The following is a 23901-nucleotide window of genomic DNA, read 5'->3' as shown; positions in this document are numbered from 1 at the left end:
AGGAGTGAAGCGATATCGAAGTAAAAGTACCAAAGGAAATCCGGGACTATCAGGAGTCCATCTTTTTCGGGCTCTCCACCCGGCAGTTTATCTGTTCCCTGCTGGCCGTAGGCGTGGCGGTCGGCATCTATTTCGGCCTGCGTCCGCTGGTGGGCAGCGAGGAAGTGGGCTGGATGTGCATCCTCGGAGCCGCGCCCTTCGCTGCCTGCGGATTTTTCAAATACCACGGCATGACAGCGGAAAAGCTGGCTTGGGCGTGGTTCAAGTCGGAATTCCTGTACCCCAAAAAGCTGGTGTTCAAATCCGACAGCCTTTACTATGAAGCCATGAAGGACGCCATCGCTCAGGGGGAAAAACCTCCCCGCAAACGGAAAACCCGCAAGCCCCAGCCACCGGCTGGGAAAGAACAGGGGGCTCAAAAATGGAACTGAACATCCACCCCATCCTCCCGGAAGAACAAACCTGCATGAATTGGCACAGCAACCGGGAACTCAACGCCAAAACCGGATGTATCGGGTACCTGACAGCGAATCTCAATGCTGGTATTCCAGAATTTGAAAGCTCATGGCGGGATCGGACCAAGAAGCTGAACACCCCGGAATTTACCGATGATTTTAACGACATGATGGATACCCTGCGCCAAGGCGTTTTGAAAAGCCCAAATGAACTGCGGTCATACTGTGCGGCCCACCCGGACAGCGCCTTACTGGACAGTTCCAGTTCCGACAGGCTGTACGGATTCCGCATCAATACCGGTTGCTACTCATATATGCTTGTTTGTTCCTTCCATTCGACAGACTGCCGCTTGCGGCTGAACGCCTTTTCCTTTTTGGCTTTGGATCGATATATGCGGGAAGCCCGAAATGGAATTCCCATCCTCGACCTGCAGGGGTATGAACGGTTCCGCATACCGGATGGCGGGAAACTTAAAATAGCTTCTCCGGATGGGTTTGCCGGTTTCTGCACCGTTCGCTATCTTGACCAGAACCGGCTGGTGCTGTTCGATGAATTCCACGAAGGGACTATCCGCTCTATCCGGGAACTGCCGGAATGGGCGGCGGTCAACAAATACCGGCTTTTACCCGCTGACCTGCCTATGCGGAACAACCGCAGTTCACGGTACAAAGGGCAGGAACGATAACGACCTGAAAATCTCTGAAACTGAAAGGATGGATGCCTATCATCAAAACGCTTACCAAAGCAACGAAATTAGAGAAAGAGAAATTTACCATACCAAAGTCGGTACAGGACGCCATCCCCATCCAGCGCGTCTGGCCGGATGGGATCTTTCAGGTGGGGAGCCGGTTCTCCAAAACCTTCTCCTTTACCGACATCAATTACAGCATCGCCAGCAAAGAAGATAAGACGGCGATGTTTTTAGATTATTCGGAACTGCTGAACGCGCTGGATTCCGGGGCTTCCGCAAAGATCACCATCAACAACCGGAAAATCAACAAAGAGGAATTTGAGAAATCCCTGCTGCTGCCCATGAAAGAGGACGGGCTGGACCATTACCGGAAAGAGTACAACGAAATGCTGCTCTCCAAGGTAACCGGCACCAATAACAGCGTGGTGCAGGACCGGTACATCACCATCACGGTGGCGAAGAAAACCATCGACGAGGCCCGCACCTATTTTGCCCGTGTGGGTACCGACCTCATTACCCACCTTTCCCAGCTTTCCTCCATAGGCCGGGAACTGGATGCAGCCGCCCGCCTGCAAATCTTCCGGGATTTCTTCAAGGGGAACGAACCCGCCGCCTTTGCCTTCGACCTGAAGGAACACATGAAAAAGGGGCACAGCTTCAAGGATTGGCTCTGCCCCGACAGCATGGAATTCCAGAAAGACCATTTCCGCCTGAACGAACGCTGGGGCCGGGTGCTCTACCTGCAGGATTACGCCAGCTACATCAAGGATTCCATGATTGCCGAGCTCTGCGACATGGACCGCAGCCTCATGCTTTCCATTGATATTTTAACGGTTCCCACCGACGAAGCGGTGCGGGAAATCCAGAACAAGCTCTTGGGGGTGGAAACCAATGCCGCGAACTGGCAGAGAAAGCAGAACGCCGCCAACAACTTCTCGGCTGTCCTGCCCTACGACATGGAGCAGCAGAGGAAAGAAACCAAGGAAATGCTGGATGACCTCACCAACAGGGATCAAAGGATGATGTTCGGCCTTGTGACCTTGGTGCATTTAGCCGATACCAAAGAACAGTTGGACAGCGATACCGAAACCCTGCTCACCACGGCGAGAAAGCACCTGTGCCAGATGAGTGTCCTGCGCTGGCAGCAGAAGGATGGGCTGGACACAGCTTTGCCCTACGGACTGCGGAAAATTCAGGCGTTGAGAACCCTCACCACCGAATCCACCGCTGTGCTGATCCCATTCCGTGCGCAGGAAATCCTCCAGAACGGCGGCATCTACTATGGGCAAAACGCTGTCAGTAAAAACATGATTGTGGCAGACCGAAGGAAGCTGCTCAACGGCAACAGCTTCCGCCTCGGCGTTTCCGGTTCCGGCAAATCCTTCTCCGCCAAGGAAGAAATTGTCAGCATCGCCCTGTCCACCAACGACGATATCCTGATTTTAGATCCCGAATCCGAGTTCGGCTTTCTGGTGGAAGCCCTCGGCGGCGAGGTCATCCGGGTATCCGCTTCCTCGGATACCCATCTAAACGCCATGGACATGGACAAAGCCTATGGGGACGAGCGCAACCCGTTGATTGAGAAATCTGAATTCATCCTTTCCCTGTTCGAACAGCTGGTGGGCGCGGGCAACGTGAGCGCCAAGGAGAAATCCATCCTTGACCGCTGCACCTACGATGTGTACCGGGAATACGTCGCCAACAACTACGAGGGCGAGGCTCCCACCCTGAAAGACCTGTACCACTCCCTGTTAAAACAGCCGGAGCCGGAAGCCAGAGGGCTGGCCCTTTCCTCCGAACTGTTCATCACCGGCAGCCTCAACACCTTTGCCCAGCGCACCAATGTGGACACCAAGGCCCGGATCATCGCCTATGACATCCGGGAGTTGGGCGAACAGCTTATGCCAATCGGTATGCTGGTGACCTTGGACGCCATCTTCAACCGTGTCATTCAGAACTGGAAGAAAGGCAAAACCACATGGGTATTTGCCGACGAGTTTTACCTGCTGTTCCGCTATGAGTACAGCGCCGACTTTTTCTACAAGCTGTGGAAGCGGATCAGGAAATACAACGGGCTGGTGACAGGGTTAACGCAGAACGTGGAGGAGCTCCTCCGTTCCGACACCGCCCGCCTCATGCTGGCAAACAGCGAATTTTTAATCCTCTTGAACCAATCCGCCACAGACCGGGATGAACTGGCGAACCTTCTGCACATCTCCGAAAACCAGCTTGGCTACATCACCAATGTGGCGGCTGGCTGTGGCCTGATCCGGTGTGCCGGGAATATTGTGCCCTTTGAAAACAGCTTCCCCCGCAGCACACGCCTGTACCAGCTGATGACCACCAAGCCGGACGAGGCCCTGAGAGGGGTGTAACCATAGGGATGGTAATGGATCGCTTTTGGGCGATGCCGAGCAGATACACTTTTGAGATCAAGCCCATACGGGAACTGCTGATGCAGTACATGCCCCGTGGGTTGGTGATTGATCCCTTTGCCAACAGGTCAAAGATCGCTTCCGTCACCAACGATCTGGACACCGGCTGCGACACCGATTACCACTTGGACGCGACGGATTTTCTCGCCATGTTTCAGGACGCCAGCGTGGACATGGTTTTATATGATCCGCCGTACTCCGCAAGGCAGGTAAGCGAATGCTACCGGAAAATGGGCCGTACCGTTAATATGCAGACAACGCAGAACAGCTACTGGAGAAAACATAAAGAACAGATCCGTCGGATTGTAAAGCCGAACGGCCTTGTTCTTTCCTGCGGCTGGAACAGCGGCGGAATCGGGAAAAAGTATGGCTTTGAACCCCTGCATATCCGGTTGGTTGCCCATGGCGGCAATCACAATGACACGATTGTCGTGGTGGAACGGAGGATGGAAAACTGAATACACGCCGAAAACAATACAGCAGGGGGCCGCCTTCGGCTCCCAATCTAAAAAAATTCCCCTTTGCATGGTTCGTGCAAAGGGGAACGCCTTATTTTTGAATGCGTTTTTGCAGGTCTTCCACGGAAGGAAGCTGCTGTTCCAGTTCTTCCGGCAAGGTGCTGGTGATCTTATATTCGCTGACGCCAATCGGCTTGCTCATATCTTTCAGAGAATACTCTGCCACAAGGTCGTTTTTGCTTTTGCAGAGCAGCAGGCCGATAGAAGGATTGTCCGCTTCTTTTTTCAGAATACCATCCACCGCCGAAAGATAAAAATTCAGTTGTCCCGCATACTCCGGCTTGAATTCGCCGGTTTTCAATTCTATCACCACATAGCAGCGTAGATTCAAATTATAGAAAAGCAGATCGATGTAGAAATCATCGCCGCCCACGTTCAAGTGGTACTGATTTCCCAAAAAGGCAAAACCGGTGCCGAGCTCCAACAGGAGCCTGGTCACATCCTGTACCAGCGCCCGTTCAATATCCCGTTCCACCATATCTTCTTTAAAGGGAATGAAATCGAAAATATAGGGATCTTTCATGGTCTGCACTGCCAGTTCACTTTGTGGAGAGGGAAGCCTGTTCTCAAAGTTGGAAATCTTTTCTGCCAGCACCTGCCGTTGATACAGACCGCTTTCAATTTGGTGAACCAACACATTGCGGGACCAGCCGTTTTTCCGGCAAGCCTCAATATACCAGTTACGCTCGCCGGCATCAGAAACCTTGTCCAGCAGGACTACATTGTGGCCCCATGGAATTTGTGCAACAACCTGTTGCACAAATTCCGAATCCGGGTATGTCGCTGCAAACTTCGCCATATATTTCAGGTTTCGGACGGAATAACCTGTAGTCTGCGGAAATTCCAGCTTAATGTCCTGCGCCAGATTTTCAATAAATTTATTGCCCCAGCTTTTATGCGCATTAATCACGCACCCAATGCTGTGGTACAGCATGATGAGTTCCGTATTGACATGAACAGCCGCCTTATATTGGGCCGCTTTGATTTCCTGCTTGACCTGTTCAATAGTCGCAAGATATTCGTTTGAATTCATTAACATAGTGGCTGCTCCTTTACGACGCCATGAGAGATATAACTATAGTATATCACAGGAGGTGCATTTTTGAAAGAAATTAAGACGAAGCCGAAGGGTGGCAGGCCCAAACTGCTGGACAAAGCCGCCAAGGCTCCGAAAACAGCCATGAAGGATTTATGGCTGAAATCCAAGGACAAATCCATCTCAGAACTCAAGGAAACGCCCTTCGCCAGCCAGCGTGGGGAATCCTCCAACGCCCCTGCCAACAGCGCCGGGGATCAGATGCTGTCCGGCATAGAGAGCACTGCCAAAAAGGGGGCGGACCTGACCTACCGGGGCGGGAAAAAGCTGGCGCAGGCCACGGCCCGGAAGGTGAAAGAAAAAAGAGAGATTTCCCGCGCCCTGTCGGAAGCGAAAAACACTGGCGGCAAAACAGTGGAAGCCGCGAAGGATACCGCTGCTAAAATACGGACGAAGAATACCGTGGCCAAGGCTGTCAAGGGAAAGCCGCGGAAAGCAGTGAAAACAGCCAGCCGGTCTGTGAAGGGCGTAAAGCAGAGCGCCAAGGGGATCAAGACCGCGCAGCGTTCAGCAAAGACAGCGCAGCAGGCGGCGAAAACGGCGCAGAAAACAGCGCAGGCCACCGCAAAGGCGGCTAAGGCAGCGGCTCAGGCCGCCAAAGCCGCAGCGAAAGCAGCGGTGACCGGCATAAAGGCGGCGGTCAAGGCAACCGCCACTGCCATCAAAGCAGCCGCGGCAGCGATAAAGGGATTGGTCGCCCTGATCGCCGCCGGGGGCTGGGTTGCCGTGGTCATTATCCTGTTGATTTGCTTAATCGCCCTGATTGTCGGTTCCTGCTTCGGCCTGTTTTTCGGCTCCGACTCCACGGGAACCGGTACCAGCGTAACGCAGGCGGTGTCTGCCCTCAACGGGGAATATCTGGCCCACATTCAGGAGATAGAGGACGCCAATCCCCATGACCGGATGGAAACCACCTCCAACGACGGGGTACTCTCCATCAATTGGGAGGACGTCCTCGCCGTATTTTCCGCCAAGGTTACCGGTGCGGAGGATGGGGCGCAGGTCGCTTCGCTGGATGACGCTCAGGTGGATGAACTGCGGAATGTTATGTGGGAGATGAATGCGGTTGCCTCCAGCACCCGCACCGAAAGCCATGAGGTGGAAGTCACCGAAGTGGATGAGGATGGCAATGAAACCACCCATATCGAAATGGTGACGGAAACCATTTTGGAGATTACCATCACGCACAAAACCCCGGAGGAAATGGCCCGGCAATACAGCTTTAACGTAAGGCAGAACGAATACCTCGCCTTGATGTCGGAGCCGGAAAACCAGAGCCTGTGGGCGGAACTGCTGGGCGGTTACACAAGCGGCGGCGGGCAGATCGTGAACCCCGACGCCGATTGGGTAGCGACGGGTATTTTCCAGTGGCCCCTGCCGCAGAGCTACACCATCACCTCATGGTTTGGCTACCGGGAAGATCCCTTCACCGGGGAGATTGCCTACCACAGCGGGACCGACATCGCCGCGCCGGAAGGTACGCCCATCCTTGCCGCGGCAGACGGGACCGTCACCATAGCCAACGCCATCGACTCGTGGGGCGGCGGGTATGGGTACCATATCAAGGTAAACCACAACGATACCTTCGACACCTTATACGCCCATTGTTCCTCCATCTGTGTGACAGTTGGGCAGGAAGTGAAGCAGGGCGAGGTGATCGGCTACGTCGGCACCACCGGCAATTCCACCGGAAACCACCTGCACTTCGAGGTGTGGCAGAATGGGGAGCGAACCGACGCCCTCGGATTTTTTAAGGTTAAGGAATAGCGCCCGCAGGTTAGAAGAATGTCACAACCGGAAGCGGCAGAGGGTTGTTATATATATGGAAAGCCAGCAGCCTGTTTTTGCAAGCTACTGGCTTTTACTTTGTTTCAAGGCTGTATCCCACGTCACGGATACAGCGCAGATGGATACTGGAATCTTCTTTCAAATCCAGCTTGCGGCGAACGGACTGTACATGATGGCTGACAAGCTTCCGGGCCTCGCCATAGTTTGGCTCCTTCCAGATTTTTTCATAAATCTGGTCATGTGTCAGCACTTGGTTCATGTTCTGAAACAGGTACAGGAGAATCTCATACTCGGTTTTCGTGAGAGGGATCTCCCGCCCCTTGCAGAATACCCGGCGCTGGTTTTCCCTGATTTCCAAAGCAGAGGTACTCCGCTGTGACCTGAACTCCAACGGCTCTATACGAGAAGCGGATTGGGCCAGCCCCTGAACTTTGAGAAACGCTTCCTCATCTCCATCCTCAAAGATCAAAAGCATGATTTTCACTTGACTTCTTCGCCTTGCCTTTCGACGGAATACTTGAGTTTTTCAAAGGCTTCTGCGCTGATTCCATGTTCCATCCGGCAGGCGTCCGTTTCCGCAGTTTTGGGATCTACGCCCGCCTCGATCAGCCGTTCCATGAAGAAGCGGTGGCGCTCATATATCGTTGCGGCAACCTGTTCTCCTGAAGATGTCAGGGAGAGTATGCTGTTTGAATCTTTCCGCAGATATTTTGCCTTGCTTAATTCTTTTACAGCGCGGCTTACAGAAGGTTTTGTCACTCCCAAATATTCCGCGACATCTACACAACGGGCATATCCCTGTTTTTGAAAGAGGATATATATGGCCTCCAGATAATCCTCCATGGATGATGTTAAATTCAGTTGGCATACCTCCCTTATCTATTAAAAGCAAAAGGGATAATCTATGAAAAATTACTTTAATTTAATCGCCGCAACATCAACATGATTTGGAATACTGTTGAATGTATAGGACTCAATCACTTCATTATTGAACACCGCATATTCGTTTCTGTAGTTCAACGGAATCACAACACTGCTCTCATTTGCGGAATTAAGGGCAGTGGTAAAGATATTCTGAACCGTATCCGGGTCATCTGTTTTGTAAAGACCGGCAATCAATTCTTTCGCCTCCTCTTCACTCATTGTGGCGAGTGCTTTGGCGATCTGAGGATCAGTCGAATAAATTCCGCTGGCATCTGTATAATCGGTGGAAGGATACATATTGGCGACAAATGTGTACGGATCATAGGGGAACCAATAGCTCATATACGCGGTGATTTCGTAATTCCCTTCTGTAAACACCTGTTGCATAAACGCCATCAGGTCAATAGGATTCGTCGTGATTTCAATGCCAAGCTTTTTCATCGAATCCTGGAAGAAAAGCACTACCTTATCATACACACCCGTGGAGGGATAAGTAATCGTAAAGGAAAGCTTTTTACCATCCTTTTCCCGGATACCGTCGCCATCCGTATCAGTCCAGCCGGACTTGTCCATCAGTTCAATGGCCGCATCCATATCATAACTCGGAGTTGTCACATCCGCCTTGCAATAGGGCATATCCGCAGGCATAACTGAATTTGCTTCCGTTCTCAAGCCCGAATAAATATTTTGAGCGATAGACTCTTTATCGATAGCCATCTGGATCGCTTTTCTGATATTGATATCATCCAATGGAGCCACTTCGTCGTTAAGCGCGATAAACTCTGTGACAAAATCAAAATCGGAAATTACGCCCGTAATGCCTTCCGTGCTGGACAGTTCCTGATAGGAAGCAGCATCCAATGTGTCAGAACCGATAATGAAGTCCACTTCTCCAGCCCTCATTGCAGCGACCTTGGATTCCGGAATAATTTTTACTGTGAAGGAATCTACATCCGGTTCTTCGCCCCAATAATTGGGATTGCGTACAAAAGTGTATTCCGTTGCGGTGTCGTTCACGCTCTCAAACATATAGGGACCTGTACCCGGCGTATGATTCATCAGATATTCTGAGTTCAAAGAACCGTCCTCATTGAAAGCAGAAGCTGAAAGAATCCCTCTCGGCATTACCATGGACAAATCGTTAAGAACATTGTAATAAGGACGAGTCAAATGAAAGGAAACCGTGTATTCATCATCTACTGTGATCTCGGATGTCAACATATCAAGCTGCCCGTAATTGGAACTGGTTCCTATGACAGACTTCATATTGTCGAAATAGAGTTTCACAGCCTCCGCATTAAAGGGGGTTCCATCATTGAATTTTACATCTTCACGCAGATGGAACGTATAGGTGAGTCCATCATCGGAATGTGTCCAATCCGTTGCAAGGCAGGGCTGATACTCTCCGTCCTTGTATTTAATTAAGGGCTCATAAAAGTTGTTCATATAATATGTAGCTTCATAGGACTGTACCGCAGGGGCAAAGCCCATAGAAAAGTTTGCACTTTGCGCAATAGAGATTGTATGAGATTCGTTCTTGTCTGTTTGACCGGTACTGGAAGATGAGGGATCTGTATTGCTGTTACAACCAGCAAGAAGCGTCAACCCCATTACACAAGCCAAAAGCAGGGATAAAAATTTTTTCATATTTGTACTCCTTTACATATTTTTTATTGCAAAGCCTGCCTCTTTGAAAGGGCGGCCTTTACAAGCTCATTAGAATATGGTTCATGAAAATCCGAAAAACTTTGTGGTTTGTAAACTGTCTCGATTATTTTCCCGAAACGCATCACATGAATGGTATCCGCCATATACATCGCAATGTCCAAATCGTGGGTAATAATCAAATAACTTAATCTCAACTCATCCCGCAAATTCCGCAACAGATGCAAAATTTGCTTTCTTAAAGTGACATCAAGTCCACTAAAAGATTCATCGAAAATGATGTGCTGTGGTTCTGTTGCCAAAGCCCGCGCTACGCAAAGTCTCTTTTGCTGACCGCCAGAAAGTTCATCAGGGCGGCGATTTAATATATCCTCCCCTAAATTAACCATGTCCAGCAACTCTTCGACTCTCTTTTTTCTGTCTTCTTTTCCCATATCCAATAAAAGATGGAGAGGTTCATCCAAAATTTGTAATACATTTTGATGAGGATCAAGAGAACTAACGGCATCCTGCATGACAAGCTGCACTTTCCCTCGCACCTTTTGAAGTGTTTTCGTCTTGGCGTCTGTCAGAGTTAAATCATCCAAAGTAACCTTTCCAGCATCAGGGCGCTCGATATAGGACAAAATTCTGGCAAGGGTGCTCTTTCCACTTCCACTTTCTCCTACGATAGCCGTAATACTGTTGTCGGCAAGCTCGATAGATACGCCTGACAGGGCTTCCAACAGCTCTTTTTTTCTACCCGGTATCCGATATTTTTTTATAATTCCTTCTGCCTTTAGCATAGCGCCTCCTGAAACAGTATACTTGCTTCCATCAATTGTTTTGTGTAATCATGCTGTGGTGTGGACAGCACCTCATGGGTTTTGCCCTGTTCAATGATTTCTCCCGATTTCATCACCGCAACACGATCACACAACTTCGCTACCACACCAAAATCATGTGTGATAACCAGCAGCGATACTCCTGAAGCTTTAATTTTTTCCAGTTGATTTAAAATCTGATATTCACTGGCCGCATCTACGGCGGTAGTAATCTCGTCCGCAATAATCAATTTTGGAGCCTGCAGCATAGTAAGAGAGATCATCACTCTCTGCAGCATGCCGCCAGAAAGCTCATCCGGATAACTGTTGAAAATTTTTTCCGCATCCGACAAGTTTACACTGGCTAACGTATTCGTAAGTTTTCTGGAAAAGTTATGCCGTTCTTCTTTGGAACTGAATTGAAAGCCCATTTCAAGCTGTTTTCCCAACTTCACCATGGGAGCAAATGCGGTCATGGGGTTCTGCGGTATCATACTGATTTGTTTTCCACGATAGTCGGCCAGTTCTTTTGCATTCATGGAAAAGACGTCTCTGCCTTTCCAGCGAATTTCTCCTTGGATCTGAAAAGCACGGGAATTTAACAGCCGCATAATGCACTTGCTGGTCATGCTTTTCCCGCTACCGCTTTCTCCGATCAGGCCAAAGGTTTCTCCGTCGTCTACGGAGAACTTGACGGAGCGAAGCAGTTCCTCCTTTGTCAGCTTTGAACGAACGGTTAAACGATTGATAGCAAGCATCTCTACCCCTCCCTCGGCGCGTAAATATCCCGCAAAGCCTCACCGAACAAATTAAATCCACCGGCTGTAAACAGGATACAAAGCCCCGGATAGACCAGAAGCTGCGGCTGGCTGAAAATCAACTGTTTGGCATTCACAAACATGGCGCCCCATTCTGCTGTCCCTGCCTCCAAGCCAAGCCCAAGAAAGGCATAACTGGAAATCATAATGATAATGGAGGACAGCCCTGTACTGAATATCACCAAGAGATGTGGCAGAACGTTTGGAATAATATGCCAGAATATAATTCTTAGTTCTGAGCAGCCGGACATCCGGCAGGTAATAACATAAGGTTTTTGCTTTTCTCTGAGAACGTAGGTGCGAACCACTCGTGCATTCCACACCCACATGGCAATTACAATGGATAAAATGATACTGAACACTTTCGATTCAAATAATCCCACCAGAGTAATTGCCACGAGGAAGGGGGGAAATGCCATGAAGATATTAGAAACAACATCGAAAATTCGGTCAAGCACACCGCCCATATAAGCACAGACGGTGGCTATGACCGTACTGGCAAGCGCCAAAATGATAAGTGAGGGCAGAGCAATAGACATAGATGACCGTGCGCCATAAAGCAATCGTGAAAGCACGCAGCGCCCCATTTCATCTGTTCCAAGAGGATATTCTGAATCAGGTGCAGACAAAGCATGCGCGACGTTTAGCTCTGATGGATCATGCGGCGCAATAAAAGGTGCGAATACTACGACAAAAAATACAATTAAAATCATGGTCAACCCAAGCAATGCCTGTGGTTTATGTAAAATTTTATGAATCATAAACCTTCTCCTTTGCCTTTCCGTGTGGGTTTAAAGCGATATTGACCAGATCTGCTATGAAATTAACCAGAACAAAAATGGCGGCTGTTAACAGAACACATGCGTTGATTGTAATCGTGTCCCGTGCATTTAACGCTGTTACCAACATGGAACCGATTCCCGGAATAGAAAAGACTGATTCCACCATTGCGCTGCCTGCTATCATAAACCCAAAGCTTTGGGCGAGCATTGTTACCAAAGGGGGCAGGGCAAACCGGCTTACCATAAAAGCGATTCTGCGTTCCGAAACCCCGCGTGAGCGGGCATATAATACGAAATCCTGACTATATCCCTCCAAAAGTGAAGAACGAAACACACGGATATTACCTGCCGCAACTGGGATTGCCAGAGCCAAAGCTGGAAGGATAAAATCTTTCAGGCTGTCTGCCCCCATAATGCTGAAGATCGGAATCTGAACAGAAAAGGCCAGCAGGAGCATAAACCCAATCCAGTAGTTGGGCAAAGACATAGAAACGATCCCGAACAGGTAAATTGTCTTATCAAATAATCCGCCTTTCTTACTGGCAGACAGTACACCCAGTGGAATACTGAATATAGCCGCAAACAACAGCGCCAATGACGCCATCGTGACGGTTGGTCCTAATGAGGCTGTCAGTTCTTCGATGATAGGGCGGCCTGTATTGTAGGAATTCCCAAAATCTCCATGTAATGCGTTCCACAGCCATGAACCGTATTGCTGGACCAGTGGCTTGTTAAGGCCCAATTCTTCCCGTACTAATTCAACTTGTTCTGGAGTGGGCCTTGAATACCGGCGCACAGCCAAAGCTTCAGCCGCATCTACAGGGGATAAATTTGTGTAGATAAAAGTCAAAACTGTAACGCCAAACAGCACAAGGAGAAATAAAGCAAGGCGCGTCAATACTTTTTTGCTCATACTTCAACTCCCAGCGATTCTTCTCCAACAATACTCCAGCTTTCGGCTTTCTTCCTGCTTTGGATGAAATCTGCATAGATTCCATCCTGTTTTATCAAATCCTCATGCTTGCCGCGCTGTATGATACGGCCAGCCTCCAGAACAAGAATCTGATCCGCATGTTGAACGGTTTTGAGCCTATGGGCAATCATAATAATCGTCTTATTATGCGTCAACGCTTCAATCGCTTCCTGAAGTTCAGCTTCATTTTCCGGATCAACGTTGGCGGTAGCCTCATCCAAAATGATGATCGGGGAATCTTTCAGCATGGCGCGTGCGATGGATAGGCGTTGACGCTCTCCACCGGAAATAGTAGCTCCGCCTTCTCCAATCACCGTGTCGTAACCATCCGGAAGGGCAGAAATAAAGTCATGACACCGGGCTGCCTTGGCAACCGCTACAACCTCTTCGTGAGTGGCGCCGGGTTTTCCAAATTTAATATTGTTTTCAATCGTATCATTAAAGAGGTAGACCGTTTGAAATACCATACTAAAGTTTGCCATCAGGCTGTCCAGCTGATATTCCTTGATATCTGTCCCGCCCAATTTGACTGTTCCTCTGTCCACATCCCAGAAACGGGCCATTAAACTGGTAAGAGTTGTTTTTCCTGATCCGGAAGGTCCGACAATTGCAGTAGTAGTCCCCTCCGGTATGGAAAAGCTGACGTCATGAATAATTTCCCGTTCACCATAAGAAAAGCTGACATGTTCAAATGTAATATCTCTATTTTTCGTTTCTTGTTTTTTACCTTGCTCATCCATACGAGGAGCATGGTCAATCTGTTCCACTCTGTCTATGGAAGCGTCGATCATTGGAAGCATAAAGAACATTTCTCCGGCTGACTCAAGCTCGCTGTAAACAAGGAAAGCGGAAACCGCCATCATCAAGCAGGTAAATAAAGTCATAACTCCACTTAAATATAGCCAGATAGAAAGAAGCACAGCCGCTACCGCAGCAATTCGCAACACAATTTGCTCCAGCACATTGTATGGGATGCGCTTGCGCTCCAGCTTAAAGTTTTGATATTCCGTCTCCTCTATGGTTTTATTTAATGTTTGATTCGCCGCCTTATCGCCATGAAACGCACGAACAACGCTCATTCCCTGAATATATTCAAGAACGGAATCTACCAATTTGGTTTGTGCCTGCAAGCGTCCGGGAGAAAGCTGACGGGATTTTTTCAGAAGTCGTGAATTAACAAATAAAAACAACAGTACTCCTAATAAGAAAATCAGCCCTATACGCCAGTCAAAAAACAAAATCGCAATAGAAAATACAACAGTACGGATAATCCCCACCATCGTTCGTGCAATGACGGCAAACGACATACTTTCCAAATCTTCCATTGTAGAAGTGGCTGCAGCCGTAAGGCTTCCCAAACTTTGGCTATTGAAATAGCCCATCGGCATGTACTTCATACGTTCGCCAATTTTGATTCTTTTTTCCTCACACATATGGTAATTGGCCTGTCCTTCACTGTTGTGGGCCAGATACCAGAAAACCGCAGCGCCTGTTACACTGATCAGCATGACACCCAGTGCGGCCAATGCTGTTCCTCCTGTAACATTTTGTTCTACCAAGGCTCGCAGCACAACCAGCAAAGCAATAAACTGGATAGCCTCAAAAATACTGCGAAGCAGTTCATAACCCATTCCCTTATACCACGTCTTTTTCTGCTTTCCAGCAAAAGCAAAAAAACGTTTATATGCGTTAAACATTCTCAGCGCCTCCTTTCATACTGGCAGAGTCTTTTGCCTGTATATGCGCTTTCCACATATCTGTATAAAGTGGACAATTTTTCAGAAGTTCTTCATGAGTTCCAGTTGCGGCGATTTTTCCGTTTTCCACTACTGCAATCTGCTCAGACTGGATAATCGTCGATAACCTATGCGCAATAACAATCAAGGTCTTTCCTTTAGTAAGCCGGTTCACTGCATCCTGTATAACCGCTTCATTTTCCGGATCAGTATAGGAAGTCGCTTCGTCGAGGATAACGACGGGCGCGTTTTTCATCATAGCTCTGGCAATGGCAATCCTCTGGCGTTCTCCACCGGACAAATGGCTTCCGGCTCCTCCCACAAGGGTTTCGTAACCGTGTTCGAGGCTCATAATAAACTCATGACAGCCTGCAGCTTTGGCGATTTCCTCCACTTCTTGGTCTGATGCATTGGGATTACCCATACGAATGTTTTCTCGTACAGACACATTAAATAGAAAATTGTCTTGGGATACATATCCAATTAAATCCATCACCTGATCTGCGGGAATTTTTTTAATGTCAACCCCACCAATCGTAATTGTCCCTTCATCAATATCCCAATAAGAAGCAATCAATTTTGCGATGGTAGATTTACCGGAACCAGAAGGACCTACCAAAGCAGTTGTAGTTCCCTGTTTAATTTTTAAATTTATACCCTTTAAGACTTGAGTATCCTTATATGCGAATTTTACATCGGTTAAAGTAATATCCAATCCGTTTAAGTTTTTATGTTGGAGCGGACGATCTAAATCTGGTTCTGATAAAATAGAACTGATTTCTCCAACAATGGTACTAATTTTGGAAAAGTCGTCGGTCAAAAAAATTGCAGATACCAACGGGCCTACGATACTCAGCGATAAAATCATAATAGTGATAAAAGTAGCTGTGTTAAGACTCCCGTTCATATAGAAAATACAGCCAATGGGGAGTACTCCAATCAAAACAGCTGGCCAGATGGTCATCATAAGAGCCGAGTATCCTTGCGTGGATTTCATCCAGTCAAGAATCAATTCTGCGTTTTTATGAACAGCCTGCGTAAATTTCCCATAGGACGCCGCGCTCTGGTTAAACGCTTTTATGACTTCAATCCCATTGATGTATTCTACCGTAGTAGCGCTCATGTGTTTACCCGCTTGTACGACTGCTCCGTATTTTTTAGGATATTCTTTCATCTGTGCCATATAGCACAGGATACCAATCGGAATAGTAATCAGAGAAACGAGAGCCATGCGCCAGTCTAAAACGAACAAGTAGATAATAACCGCGATGGGAACCAGAAGGTTAGAAGTCATTTCGGGAATAATATGCGCCAATGGAACCTCCATCTGTTCCACTCGCTCTACCATAGAACTTTTCAGTTTTCCCGATGGTGTATCGGTTAGATACCCCATAGAAACCTTTGTCAGTTTCGAGGCAATCCTTCGCCGTATTTCAGATAAAACTGCAAACGTCGCTTCATGGGAAGCCTTTGTCGAAAAACCATGAAATACAGATTTCAGGATGAAAGCGACCAAAGCAATAGAGCACCACAACAGGTATACAGAAAAATCCTGTTCACCTGCAATCAGCAAGTTAATCATCTTTGCGACTGCAAAATATGGTACGATACCACTGGCAACCCCCAACACAGATAAAACCACGGAACAAAGGAATCCACCCTTATGCGGCCGGATGAAGTCCATGATCCCAACAGTTGAAGTTTGTTTCATAAAAAATCCTCCTTTCGTTAGCTAAAGCTAACCTGTATATCTGAAAAAGCCGATAATCTGTAAAATCCCCGTTTTACAAATTATCGGCTCTGCGTCTTAGCGTCTGGCTCTAACGATACTATTTTATTTTCTTGAACATCTACGATGTGTTCATGTCCGCACTTAGGGCAAAACAACGGAAAACGTTTTAATACTGTATCTCTGTTTACTTTTGTTCTCGTTTTATTGCCGCAGACAGGACAATGAACCCAGCCGGACGAATCAATCCACCCACTCAAAAACATCACCCCGCATTTCCTTCAAAAATTGTTTTCCATCCGGCATTATAAAACCTTCTCATTCTTTGGATATGCTCGACAGCCTGATCTTGAGGCATATCATGGATGACCACCTCGAACACTCCAGCGTAAAAGGCGCTGGAAAGAAGATGTGCCAGTTCCGGTGTAAGCCGCCCGGAGGAAAGCGCATTGTTTCCTGTCTGCTCAATAAACTGCATGGTACAGGAAATATCCAATTCAATAATCCGGTGGATAAATTCCTGATAGGTACTGTTCTCTCCACTGGTCAGAATCAACTTAAATTCATCAAAATGATCGTAGATATATGCAATCACTTTAGAAAAGCCATCGTCTCCAAAGGTCATAATCTTTTCTTTCTGCTTCTCCGATGGGAGCATCTCAAAACGGTAGAATTCCCCTTCGAGCAAATTGCAGAATTCATCTGCCGTCGGTTTCACTAAAGCGCAATACAGGCTCTTCTTATCAGGGTAACGGATATAGATAGCGCCTTTGCTGGAGCCTGCTTTCTCCGCAATCGACTGCAGAGAGGCGTTCTCATACCCGTTCTTCAAAAACTCATTTTTTGCCGATTCAAGCAGCTTCTCGGTAACACCTTCTACACGTTTTGCCATTCTATCAACTCCAAACTCGAATTGTCAGGTTGATTTTTGTGAACACATTAAAACTTGCGGTTTCAATCCAACGGTTTTAATATACTGCATTTTCTGAAAGCTGTCAAGTTAATTATCTCACAAAGTTAGTTGTTTCTAACCTTGTAAAATAATACAATTTGCACATATAAAAAGAGCCAAATAAAATTATTTTACTCGGCCCATAGAAAAGGTTTTTTGGTATAAAACCGCCCAAAGGAAATAGAACAGACTGTTCGTAAAGAGGGATTGGAGCAAAGCTGTTGGCTCTGTGGTGAGAAGGCTTACAGCCCTTTATTTTCTCTGTAGTAGCAACACAGAAAAGTATTTTCCAATCTTTTATGATGCAATCACCTTGCCGAATGTTGTAAAATATACCTGTTGTAAAGCTAACGGTTTCAAAAAGGTTAGAACAGGCATAGCACACACCGTTACGGCGGAGTATGCCCAAAGCCTTCATACAGGAAAAATCCATATCCAGAATTCATGCGCTGAAAGGAGCATCCGAATGCCAAAAGTAATGATTATTGAATGCAGTGATGAAGAAGCTGACCGTCTGGTTGAGCAGATCAAGGGCATTGTTACCGAACACGAATGCCAACCATTCCGAGGGCCGGGAAAGGTTTATGAATTCGGCCCGCTGCGGATCGACCAGCCCAAGCGGGAAGTTACCCTCCATGGGAATGACGTAAAACTGAGCCAGCGAGAGTTTGAAATTCTCGGCCTGTTTGCTTCCCATCCGAATCAGGCCCTTTCTGCTTCTTTTCTCCACAATGCCGTCTGGCTTCATCCAGACTCGGAGCATGGAGAGGAAGAAGCTGCCGCCTATGCACGAAGCATACAGAAAAAACTCAGCCTGTATCAATCGAATCCCATCTGCCGGATCGTCGAAGATACCTGTGCAGAGAAAAAAGACTGTTGTTTTACCTTTTTGGTTGATTGAATAAATATCCCTGTTCTTTTGTCGTGGAATGTAGATAAAAGCACTACGAAATATGCAAACAGAAGGAGAATCGAATCAGAAAAGTAGTTTTTCTCTTTTATACTGTCCCCATCTAAATTTATATGGGGAAATCTGGAAATAAAATAATATCCGCTTTCCCCATGCAGAGGGGATGGCGACAATGCGGCGAAAACCACCGCACACAGAAAGGGCTGCAGCTTCACACGAAGCTGCAGCCCTTTTTTGTTCGACATTATCCTGTTTTGATTTACCATTAAATGCCAATTTCGAGAAAATAACCCCACTATGCGCATTCGCCTGCGGACGGGTGCGCCTTTTTCATGCTTTCAAAAAGAGGTTATGGCTCAGAACCCATAGCGGCAGGCCGCCGCCCCGACAATCTGAATTTCTCAAATTTCAGATTGATCGGAGGAAACAGCCATGGCTTACAACAAAGCCAGAGCCGAAAAACAGTGGCTCAAATGGAAAGAAGCAGAAGAAAGAAAACTCAGAGAACTCGGCGTGGATGAGGACACCATCCAGCGCCTTCATACATACGATTGGGCGCAGTTCAATAAGGAACGGCAGTACCTGCAGCGGCAGGTGGAATGGTCTCCCTATGTGGAGCTAATATCCGCGCAGGATCTGGAACTGCCTGTCGAGGATACCGAAGCCCTGCTGGACAGCATCGAGGATATGGAGCTTTTTTCTTTGTTGCACAATGTGGACAAGCTCACCCTCGAAATCCTCTTCATGAAAATGGACGGATACGGCAGCAAGGAAATCTCAGAGAAAACCGGCCTTTCCGTAAACGCCATTGATCTGCGGATTTTCAAGCTCAAGAAAAAATTAAAAAACTTTTTATAAGCGGAAAGATTCCAGCCTTTTTCCTGGGCTATGGGGCGAACGGGGAAAAAGAAACGTTCGCCTTGCAGCTTGAAAAGTGAATACCAGCCATGCGGGTACGTTCCCGCCTGAGCGAGCGACACAGGAAAAAGCGCCATGACGAGCCGCAAGCAGGCTGCCTCCCTGAAAAGGGATGGCAGCTTGTCTTGTTGATTCTGAGCGATGCATTTTGACCGGAAAGAGGGATCAGTTGCCCTTTTCGCCACGACCTTGGGCGGGGTATTATGATACGCGCTATCGTTTGCCCACACGTCAGATGGGCTGGCCGACCTTGGGTTGTAATCAGCAAGACCTTTGGGGAGCCAGTGAACGGCTTGTCAACTGCAAGCCTGCCCGCATGGTTCCCAAGGTTGCCGGGGGGCGAGCAGCAAATACGGCACATCAAAATCAACCTTTTTTAATTCAGATTGCCGTTGACGGCGAATCCGTGCGGCGCAGGTTTTCTGCGCCGCATTAGTTTGCCGCCAACGCACAAGAGCAAATTGCTCTAAGGAGAATGTGCCGAAATGAACAAGCCACCTTTAAAGGAGCAGGCCCATGGGGAGATCGAACGGATCTTCCGAATCCTCCTACCTCAAAACGGGCTGGCCGTGCGGGAAGAACAGATTACCCTCTGCCACGCCATGCTGGATACCCTGCTCAAAAATAATATCGCTTTATGCGACGCGGGCGTCGGGATCGGCAAGACCTACGCCTACCTGACCGCCTGTATTTTACTGAAAAAGTTTGCCCCGCATGGGCCTGCCGGTTCCCAGCCGGTGGTGGTCTCCACCTCCAGCGTTGCCCTGCAGGACTCCATCATCGGGGAATACATCCCATTTTTGTCCCGGATTTTTCTGGAGAACCGTATTATTCAAAAGCCCATCCGGGCGATGGTGCGAAAAGGCAAGGAACGCTTTGTCTGCGATGTCCGCCTTGCAGGGCGGCTGGAAGCCGTAAAACATAAGAAAAAGAATGCGGAGCAGATGAAAGCCATGCTTTCCCTTCGCGCCTATTATGATTTAGACGCCGTAACCGGCCTCAGCGGGTTTGACAGGCGGCAGGTGTGCGTCCCCAAGGTCTGCGAGAAAACCTGCCCTTTGCGGAATGCCTGCCGGTACCATCAATACCTGAAGGAAGCCAGAAGCGCGGAAATTTTCGTCCAGATTTGCAACCACAACTATCTGCTGGCTGACGCCGCCCACCGTTTGCAGGAAATGCGGCCCCTTCTCAATGATTACCGAGCCTTGGTGATTGACGAGGCCCACAAGCTGCCGGACGCAGCCCGACAAATGTACGGGCAGAGTTTGTCGGCGGAGGATTTCCGTGAACTCTGCGACCTGCTGGCAAAAGAAAAATATACCCTTGCGGCCCATCGGCTGAAAGAAAAGTTTACTGCCCTCATGGGAGCCATGTGCCGGGGCGAACTGCTGGAAGAAGCGCAGCGCACCGCCTTTATTTTAACGCCGGATCGGGAAGCAGCCCTTCGGGATTGCCTTTCCCTCCTCCGGCAGCTTCAAAAACAGCTTGCCCCGCACCTCCCACGGTGGCTTCTTTACCGGCTGGGAACAACAGAACAGGCCCTCGGCCTGTTTTTTACCGGGAACCGAAAATACATCCTCTACATCCAGTACGACAGGGACGGAAGCCCCAGCCTCTGCGCCGCCAGCCGGGAAATGCCGGAGCAGCTGCGCCGGGCACTGTGGCTGAAGGACATCCCAGCCATCCTGACCTCCGGTACCCTCATGGCTGGCGGCAGTTTTGACAGAACCCGGCAGCTCATGGGGCTGTCCGAGAACAACCGGCTGGAGAATTTTATTGCGGTTTCGCCCTTTAACTACGAGGAAAACTGTCTCCTCTACATTCCCAGCGACCTGCCCAAAACACAAATAGGCAGCGAACAGGAAGCTAAGTGTCTGGCAGAGCAGATCTGTCGGTTGGTAAAAACCACTCATGGCCACACTCTGGTGCTTTTTACTTCCTATTCCCTCATGGGCGCTGTTTACAATCAGGTAAAGGACCGGCTGTCTTTTCCGCTTATGGAAGTATGGCGGCATTCGCAGGACGTCATCCATAGGTTCAAGCAGGCGCAGAACGCCGTGCTGTTCGCGGCAGGCTCCTGTTGGGAAGGGGTGGACTTCCCCGGCGATATGGTGTCGTCCCTCATCATTGTGCGGCTGCCGTTCCCTGTTCCTGATCCTTTGAGCGAAGCGGAACGGGAACAATATCCTACTTTGCAGGATTACATCAAAATGGTAGTCATACCGGATATGCAGGTAAAGCTGCGGCAGGGATTTGGGCGGGCCATCCGCACCGAAGCCGACACCTGCGTGGTGAGCATTTTGGACTACCGGGCAGCCCCCGGAGAACGGTATCACCGGGCTGTGCTGGAAACTCTGCCGAACCTTCGGCTCACCAGAAAAATCGAAGATGTAGAAGCATTCATCCGGGCAAAGAAAGGCCCAGATTATTTTATGCCATAAAGGAGATTACCATAGATGAACAGAAAAACAGAAACGGCGGAATTTCCCTGCGCAGACCGCCCCATGTGGTTATATAGCCGCAGCAGCGATAAGAAACCATCTGTCCTTTTTGAGCAAATACGAAATCTCTTAGAGGAAGCCAATCATCGGGAATACACCGTTGTAGGGACTTCTCAGGATATGGGCACCGGCAGAAGCATGGCCCGCATGGGCCTGAAGCAGATGATGCAGGCAGTGAAGGGCGGCTTTGTCCGCGCTGTGCTTGTTCGGGATTTAACCCGTCTGAGCCACGATCCCGCCATCCTGATTCCAATACTGGAATTTTTGCAGGACCACGACACGGTACTGATCACCACCGAAAGCGACCTGCGGTATGAGCTTCACATCAAAGGGCTGGAAAACCGCTTTTTCCAGAGGGCGGCCCAAAAGGGCCTTCATTTGCCATGGTGAAAGTATCATGGACATACCCTATACCTTGCAGACCCCAAGCGAAAAGGTGATCAATGAAATCAAATACTTCGCAGCATTCTCCGCATTAAAACGGTTGTTAGAACAAGAAAAAATCACATTGGAAAACTGCCGGCTGGCGAATGTTGCTATTGCCGAAAAGTACGGCGTTTCACAACTCCATATTTAGTGGTTGTCGTGATAGCTATCCCAAACCGGTTGTGGTAGTCTTTGGTGTGACAAAAAAGATGTCCAACCGGAAAGGAGGTGGCAAAGGTGCCGCAGGTCAAAGTCATACAGCCAATAGCAGAACAGGCCAAAAAGCTGCGGGTTGCAGCTTACGCCCGTGTGAGCAGCGATTCAGCCGACCAGATGAACTCCTTTGCCACCCAAGTGGATTATTACACCGGTTACATTAGGTCGAAAGAAGAATGGGAATTCGCCGGTTTATATGCGGATGAAGCGGTCTCCGGCACCACAGCCGACAAGCGGAGTGATTTTCAGCGGCTGCTTACCGACTGCCGCGCCGGAAAAATCGACCGCATCCTTGTAAAGTCCATTTCCCGATTTGCCCGGAATACCATCGACTGCATCCAGACGGTGCGGGAACTGGGGCAGCTTGGCATATCGGTGGAATTTGAAAAAGAGGACATCGACACCGGGAAGATGGGAAGCGAAATGCTGCTGAGTATTTTGGGATCGGCAGCTCAGGAAGAATCCCTCTCTATCTCGAAAAACCTCAAATGGAGCTATCGACGCCGGATGAAATCCGGCGATTTTATTACCTGCAGCGCACCCATTGGATATATTCTGAAAAACAAGACTTTAATTCCCAATCCACAGGAAGTTCCCATAGTCGAGTACATTTTTAATAGTTACCTTGCAGGAAAAGGAATTGTTGAAATTGCATCGGAACTCACTGAAATGGAGATAAGGAATAAAGATGGGGACGCCAAATGTTGGAGATCTGTCACAATACTCAACATTCTAAAAAACGAAAAGTATATCGGAGACGCATTAGTCCAAAAAAGATTTACAACAGAGGAACTGCCATTTCAGCGAAAGCAAAACCATGGAGAACTGCCTCAGTATTATATCAAAAACTCCCATCAAGGTATAATCCCTATTGAAGTTTTTGAAGCAGTACAAAAACTTCTCAAACAAAGGAGTTTCACACATGCTCCTAAAAATGAAATTCAGCAGTTTCCATTAAGTAAAGTTGTCAAATGCGGCTTGTGTGGCTCTACTTTTTACCGAAAGCCGAAAAATCAGTCTATAAAATGGATTTGTTATCAGCACTTAAAAGGTAAAGAACTCTGCCCTACCAAGGCAATTTCCCAAGATGAAATCTACCAGGCATTTTTAAGAGTGTATAATAAACTGTTGGACAACAGGGATTTCGTTTTGAAAACCATGCTGAACCAGCTATTGGAACTGCAAGCAAAGACCGCATTCGCAAGACCGGATATCATAGCGGCAAACGAAAAAATATCTGAATTAGTCAAGCAGAATCATTCGCTCACAAGGTTACAGACCAAGGGGTGCATTGATTCTGCTATTTTTATAGAGCGAAGCAACCGCAACAATCAAAAAATCGAGGAACTACGACGAGAACTGCGGCAGCTTCAAGGACCAGACCAAACCAGTAGCCTCATTGACAGTACCAAATTGCTGCTGGATCTGCTGGAAGAAGCCCAGCCTATGTTGGAATTTGAACCTTCCGTATTCAAAAGCATGATAAAGCAAATCACAGCCTACCCTGATAAGTTTTGTTTTCACCTTATCAACGGGCTGGTGCTCGACGAAGGGAGGTGTTAGA

General features: G+C 48.3%; 23 protein-coding genes. 11 read left to right on the top strand and 12 right to left on the bottom strand.

Going from position 1 to position 23901, the window contains the following annotated elements; genetic code table 11:
• Window positions 1-14 precede the first annotated feature (14 nt).
• From B9Y59_RS12805 to B9Y59_RS12790, 4 genes are read left to right on the top strand one after another with little or no spacing between them, the layout of a single operon-like run.
• Complete coding sequence (locus B9Y59_RS12805) at window positions 15-431, top strand: PrgI family protein (RefSeq protein WP_085533905.1); 417 nt, start codon at window positions 15-17, stop codon at window positions 429-431.
• Window positions 422-1141 (top strand): hypothetical protein, encoded by a 720-nt coding sequence (locus tag B9Y59_RS12800; protein WP_085533904.1) that lies wholly within the window; start codon window positions 422-424, stop codon window positions 1139-1141. The genes B9Y59_RS12805 and B9Y59_RS12800 overlap by 10 nt, the downstream gene beginning before the upstream one ends.
• A 32-nt stretch (window positions 1142-1173) precedes the next feature.
• A complete protein-coding gene (locus B9Y59_RS12795) occupies window positions 1174-3522 on the top strand; it encodes a VirB4-like conjugal transfer ATPase, CD1110 family (RefSeq protein WP_085533902.1) in 2349 nt (782 codons plus the stop codon).
• A gap of 14 nt (window positions 3523-3536) precedes the next feature.
• On the top strand, window positions 3537-4040 hold the full coding sequence (locus tag B9Y59_RS12790; RefSeq protein ID WP_242967313.1) for an adenine-specific DNA methylase: 504 nt from the start codon (window positions 3537-3539) through the stop codon (window positions 4038-4040).
• Window positions 4041-4131: 91 nt separating this feature from the next.
• Here B9Y59_RS12790 and B9Y59_RS12785 read toward each other — a convergent pair whose 3' ends face one another.
• Window positions 4132-5139 (bottom strand): PDDEXK nuclease domain-containing protein, encoded by a 1008-nt coding sequence (locus B9Y59_RS12785; protein ID WP_442856162.1) that lies wholly within the window; start codon window positions 5137-5139, stop codon window positions 4132-4134.
• 63 nt (window positions 5140-5202) lie between these two features.
• Between B9Y59_RS12785 and B9Y59_RS16300 the strand changes: the two genes are divergently transcribed.
• Window positions 5203-6963: a peptidoglycan DD-metalloendopeptidase family protein gene (locus tag B9Y59_RS16300; protein ID WP_242967312.1), complete on the top strand. Its 1761-nt coding sequence runs from the start codon at window positions 5203-5205 to the stop codon at window positions 6961-6963.
• Window positions 6964-7057: 94 nt separating this feature from the next.
• On the opposite strand, the gene B9Y59_RS12775 is transcribed toward B9Y59_RS16300, so the two are convergent.
• The 11 genes from B9Y59_RS12775 to B9Y59_RS12725 form a co-directional block, all read right to left on the bottom strand.
• Window positions 7058-7459, bottom strand: coding sequence for a winged helix-turn-helix domain-containing protein (locus tag B9Y59_RS12775; protein ID WP_242967385.1), 402 nt, complete (start codon window positions 7457-7459; stop codon window positions 7058-7060).
• 5 nt (window positions 7460-7464) lie between these two features.
• The gene (locus B9Y59_RS12770; protein WP_198945625.1) at window positions 7465-7827 is read right to left on the bottom strand and encodes a metal-dependent transcriptional regulator; all 363 of its coding nucleotides are present in this window, start codon (window positions 7825-7827) and stop codon (window positions 7465-7467) included.
• A 69-nt stretch (window positions 7828-7896) separates the two neighbouring features.
• Window positions 7897-9555, bottom strand: coding sequence for an ABC transporter substrate-binding protein (locus tag B9Y59_RS12765; RefSeq protein ID WP_085533894.1), 1659 nt, complete (start codon window positions 9553-9555; stop codon window positions 7897-7899).
• 23 nt (window positions 9556-9578) lie between these two features.
• Window positions 9579-10358 (bottom strand): ABC transporter ATP-binding protein, encoded by a 780-nt coding sequence (locus tag B9Y59_RS12760; protein WP_085533892.1) that lies wholly within the window; start codon window positions 10356-10358, stop codon window positions 9579-9581.
• Window positions 10352-11134 carry an ABC transporter ATP-binding protein gene (locus tag B9Y59_RS12755; protein ID WP_085533889.1) on the bottom strand — a complete coding sequence of 261 codons (783 nt, stop codon included), beginning with the start codon at window positions 11132-11134 and terminating at the stop codon, window positions 10352-10354. Before B9Y59_RS12755 ends, B9Y59_RS12760 begins: the two co-directional genes overlap by 7 nt.
• A gap of 2 nt (window positions 11135-11136) precedes the next feature.
• Window positions 11137-11955 (bottom strand): ABC transporter permease, encoded by an 819-nt coding sequence (locus B9Y59_RS12750; RefSeq protein ID WP_085533887.1) that lies wholly within the window; start codon window positions 11953-11955, stop codon window positions 11137-11139.
• A complete protein-coding gene (locus B9Y59_RS12745) occupies window positions 11945-12889 on the bottom strand; it encodes an ABC transporter permease (protein WP_085533885.1) in 945 nt (314 codons plus the stop codon). The genes B9Y59_RS12750 and B9Y59_RS12745 overlap by 11 nt, the downstream gene beginning before the upstream one ends.
• Complete coding sequence (locus B9Y59_RS12740) at window positions 12886-14646, bottom strand: ABC transporter ATP-binding protein (protein WP_085533883.1); 1761 nt, start codon at window positions 14644-14646, stop codon at window positions 12886-12888. Before B9Y59_RS12740 ends, B9Y59_RS12745 begins: the two co-directional genes overlap by 4 nt.
• Window positions 14639-16396, bottom strand: coding sequence for an ABC transporter ATP-binding protein (locus B9Y59_RS12735; RefSeq protein WP_085533881.1), 1758 nt, complete (start codon window positions 16394-16396; stop codon window positions 14639-14641). The genes B9Y59_RS12740 and B9Y59_RS12735 overlap by 8 nt, the downstream gene beginning before the upstream one ends.
• A gap of 80 nt (window positions 16397-16476) precedes the next feature.
• Window positions 16477-16680, bottom strand: a complete 204-nt coding sequence (locus B9Y59_RS12730; RefSeq protein WP_143255317.1) for a cysteine-rich KTR domain-containing protein — start codon at window positions 16678-16680, stop codon at window positions 16477-16479.
• Window positions 16680-17306 carry a TetR/AcrR family transcriptional regulator gene (locus B9Y59_RS12725; RefSeq protein WP_085533879.1) on the bottom strand — a complete coding sequence of 209 codons (627 nt, stop codon included), beginning with the start codon at window positions 17304-17306 and terminating at the stop codon, window positions 16680-16682. The genes B9Y59_RS12730 and B9Y59_RS12725 overlap by 1 nt, the downstream gene beginning before the upstream one ends.
• Before the next feature lie 526 nt (window positions 17307-17832).
• Here B9Y59_RS12725 and B9Y59_RS12720 point away from each other — a divergent pair.
• The 6 genes from B9Y59_RS12720 to B9Y59_RS12690 all read left to right on the top strand — a co-directional run bounded on the left by B9Y59_RS12720 (window position 17833) and on the right by B9Y59_RS12690 (window position 23900).
• A complete protein-coding gene (locus tag B9Y59_RS12720; RefSeq protein WP_085533877.1) occupies window positions 17833-18267 on the top strand; it encodes a winged helix-turn-helix domain-containing protein in 435 nt (144 codons plus the stop codon).
• Between the two features lie 441 nt (window positions 18268-18708).
• A complete protein-coding gene (locus B9Y59_RS12715; protein ID WP_085533875.1) occupies window positions 18709-19134 on the top strand; it encodes an RNA polymerase subunit sigma-70 in 426 nt (141 codons plus the stop codon).
• Between the two features lie 545 nt (window positions 19135-19679).
• Window positions 19680-21635, top strand: coding sequence for an ATP-dependent DNA helicase (locus tag B9Y59_RS12705; protein ID WP_085533871.1), 1956 nt, complete (start codon window positions 19680-19682; stop codon window positions 21633-21635).
• A 15-nt stretch (window positions 21636-21650) separates the two neighbouring features.
• The gene (locus B9Y59_RS12700; protein WP_085533869.1) at window positions 21651-22085 is read left to right on the top strand and encodes a recombinase family protein; all 435 of its coding nucleotides are present in this window, start codon (window positions 21651-21653) and stop codon (window positions 22083-22085) included.
• A gap of 7 nt (window positions 22086-22092) precedes the next feature.
• The gene (locus B9Y59_RS12695) at window positions 22093-22272 is read left to right on the top strand and encodes a hypothetical protein (RefSeq protein WP_085533866.1); all 180 of its coding nucleotides are present in this window, start codon (window positions 22093-22095) and stop codon (window positions 22270-22272) included.
• 86 nt (window positions 22273-22358) lie between these two features.
• The gene (locus B9Y59_RS12690; RefSeq protein ID WP_085533864.1) at window positions 22359-23900 is read left to right on the top strand and encodes a recombinase family protein; all 1542 of its coding nucleotides are present in this window, start codon (window positions 22359-22361) and stop codon (window positions 23898-23900) included.
• Window position 23901 lies beyond the last annotated feature (1 nt).

Origin of the sequence: Anaeromassilibacillus sp. Marseille-P3371 (assembly GCF_900169665.1) — a bacterium.
Taxonomy (GTDB): Bacteria; Bacillota; Clostridia; order Oscillospirales; family Acutalibacteraceae; genus Anaeromassilibacillus.
The sequence above is the reverse complement of the archived record's forward strand: the minus strand, read 5'-3'. Positions and strand labels throughout refer to the sequence as shown.

Bases quoted from the DNA above. Each gene is read 5' to 3' on its own strand.
- B9Y59_RS12695 (WP_085533866.1), top strand. From the start codon at position 22,093: ATGGACATACCCTATACCTTGCAGACCCCAAGCGAAAAGGTGATCAAT.
- B9Y59_RS12725 (WP_085533879.1), bottom strand. From the start codon at position 17,306: ATGGCAAAACGTGTAGAAGGTGTTACCGAGAAGCTGCTTGAATCGGCA.
- B9Y59_RS12790 (WP_242967313.1), top strand. From the start codon at position 3,537: ATGGATCGCTTTTGGGCGATGCCGAGCAGATACACTTTTGAGATCAAG.
- B9Y59_RS12720 (WP_085533877.1), top strand. From the start codon at position 17,833: ATGCCAAAAGTAATGATTATTGAATGCAGTGATGAAGAAGCTGACCGT.
- B9Y59_RS12760 (WP_085533892.1), bottom strand. From the start codon at position 10,358: ATGCTAAAGGCAGAAGGAATTATAAAAAAATATCGGATACCGGGTAGA.
- B9Y59_RS12755 (WP_085533889.1), bottom strand. From the start codon at position 11,134: ATGCTTGCTATCAATCGTTTAACCGTTCGTTCAAAGCTGACAAAGGAG.
- B9Y59_RS12700 (WP_085533869.1), top strand. From the start codon at position 21,651: ATGAACAGAAAAACAGAAACGGCGGAATTTCCCTGCGCAGACCGCCCC.
- B9Y59_RS12795 (WP_085533902.1), top strand. From the start codon at position 1,174: ATGCCTATCATCAAAACGCTTACCAAAGCAACGAAATTAGAGAAAGAG.
- B9Y59_RS12765 (WP_085533894.1), bottom strand. From the start codon at position 9,555: ATGAAAAAATTTTTATCCCTGCTTTTGGCTTGTGTAATGGGGTTGACG.
- B9Y59_RS12730 (WP_143255317.1), bottom strand. From the start codon at position 16,680: ATGTTTTTGAGTGGGTGGATTGATTCGTCCGGCTGGGTTCATTGTCCT.
- B9Y59_RS12785 (WP_442856162.1), bottom strand. From the start codon at position 5,139: ATGTTAATGAATTCAAACGAATATCTTGCGACTATTGAACAGGTCAAG.
- B9Y59_RS12705 (WP_085533871.1), top strand. From the start codon at position 19,680: ATGAACAAGCCACCTTTAAAGGAGCAGGCCCATGGGGAGATCGAACGG.
- B9Y59_RS12735 (WP_085533881.1), bottom strand. From the start codon at position 16,396: ATGAAACAAACTTCAACTGTTGGGATCATGGACTTCATCCGGCCGCAT.
- B9Y59_RS12770 (WP_198945625.1), bottom strand. From the start codon at position 7,827: ATGGAGGATTATCTGGAGGCCATATATATCCTCTTTCAAAAACAGGGA.
- B9Y59_RS12740 (WP_085533883.1), bottom strand. From the start codon at position 14,646: ATGTTTAACGCATATAAACGTTTTTTTGCTTTTGCTGGAAAGCAGAAA.
- B9Y59_RS12745 (WP_085533885.1), bottom strand. From the start codon at position 12,889: ATGAGCAAAAAAGTATTGACGCGCCTTGCTTTATTTCTCCTTGTGCTG.
- B9Y59_RS12775 (WP_242967385.1), bottom strand. From the start codon at position 7,459: ATGCTTTTGATCTTTGAGGATGGAGATGAGGAAGCGTTTCTCAAAGTT.
- B9Y59_RS12715 (WP_085533875.1), top strand. From the start codon at position 18,709: ATGGCTTACAACAAAGCCAGAGCCGAAAAACAGTGGCTCAAATGGAAA.
- B9Y59_RS12800 (WP_085533904.1), top strand. From the start codon at position 422: ATGGAACTGAACATCCACCCCATCCTCCCGGAAGAACAAACCTGCATG.
- B9Y59_RS12750 (WP_085533887.1), bottom strand. From the start codon at position 11,955: ATGATTCATAAAATTTTACATAAACCACAGGCATTGCTTGGGTTGACC.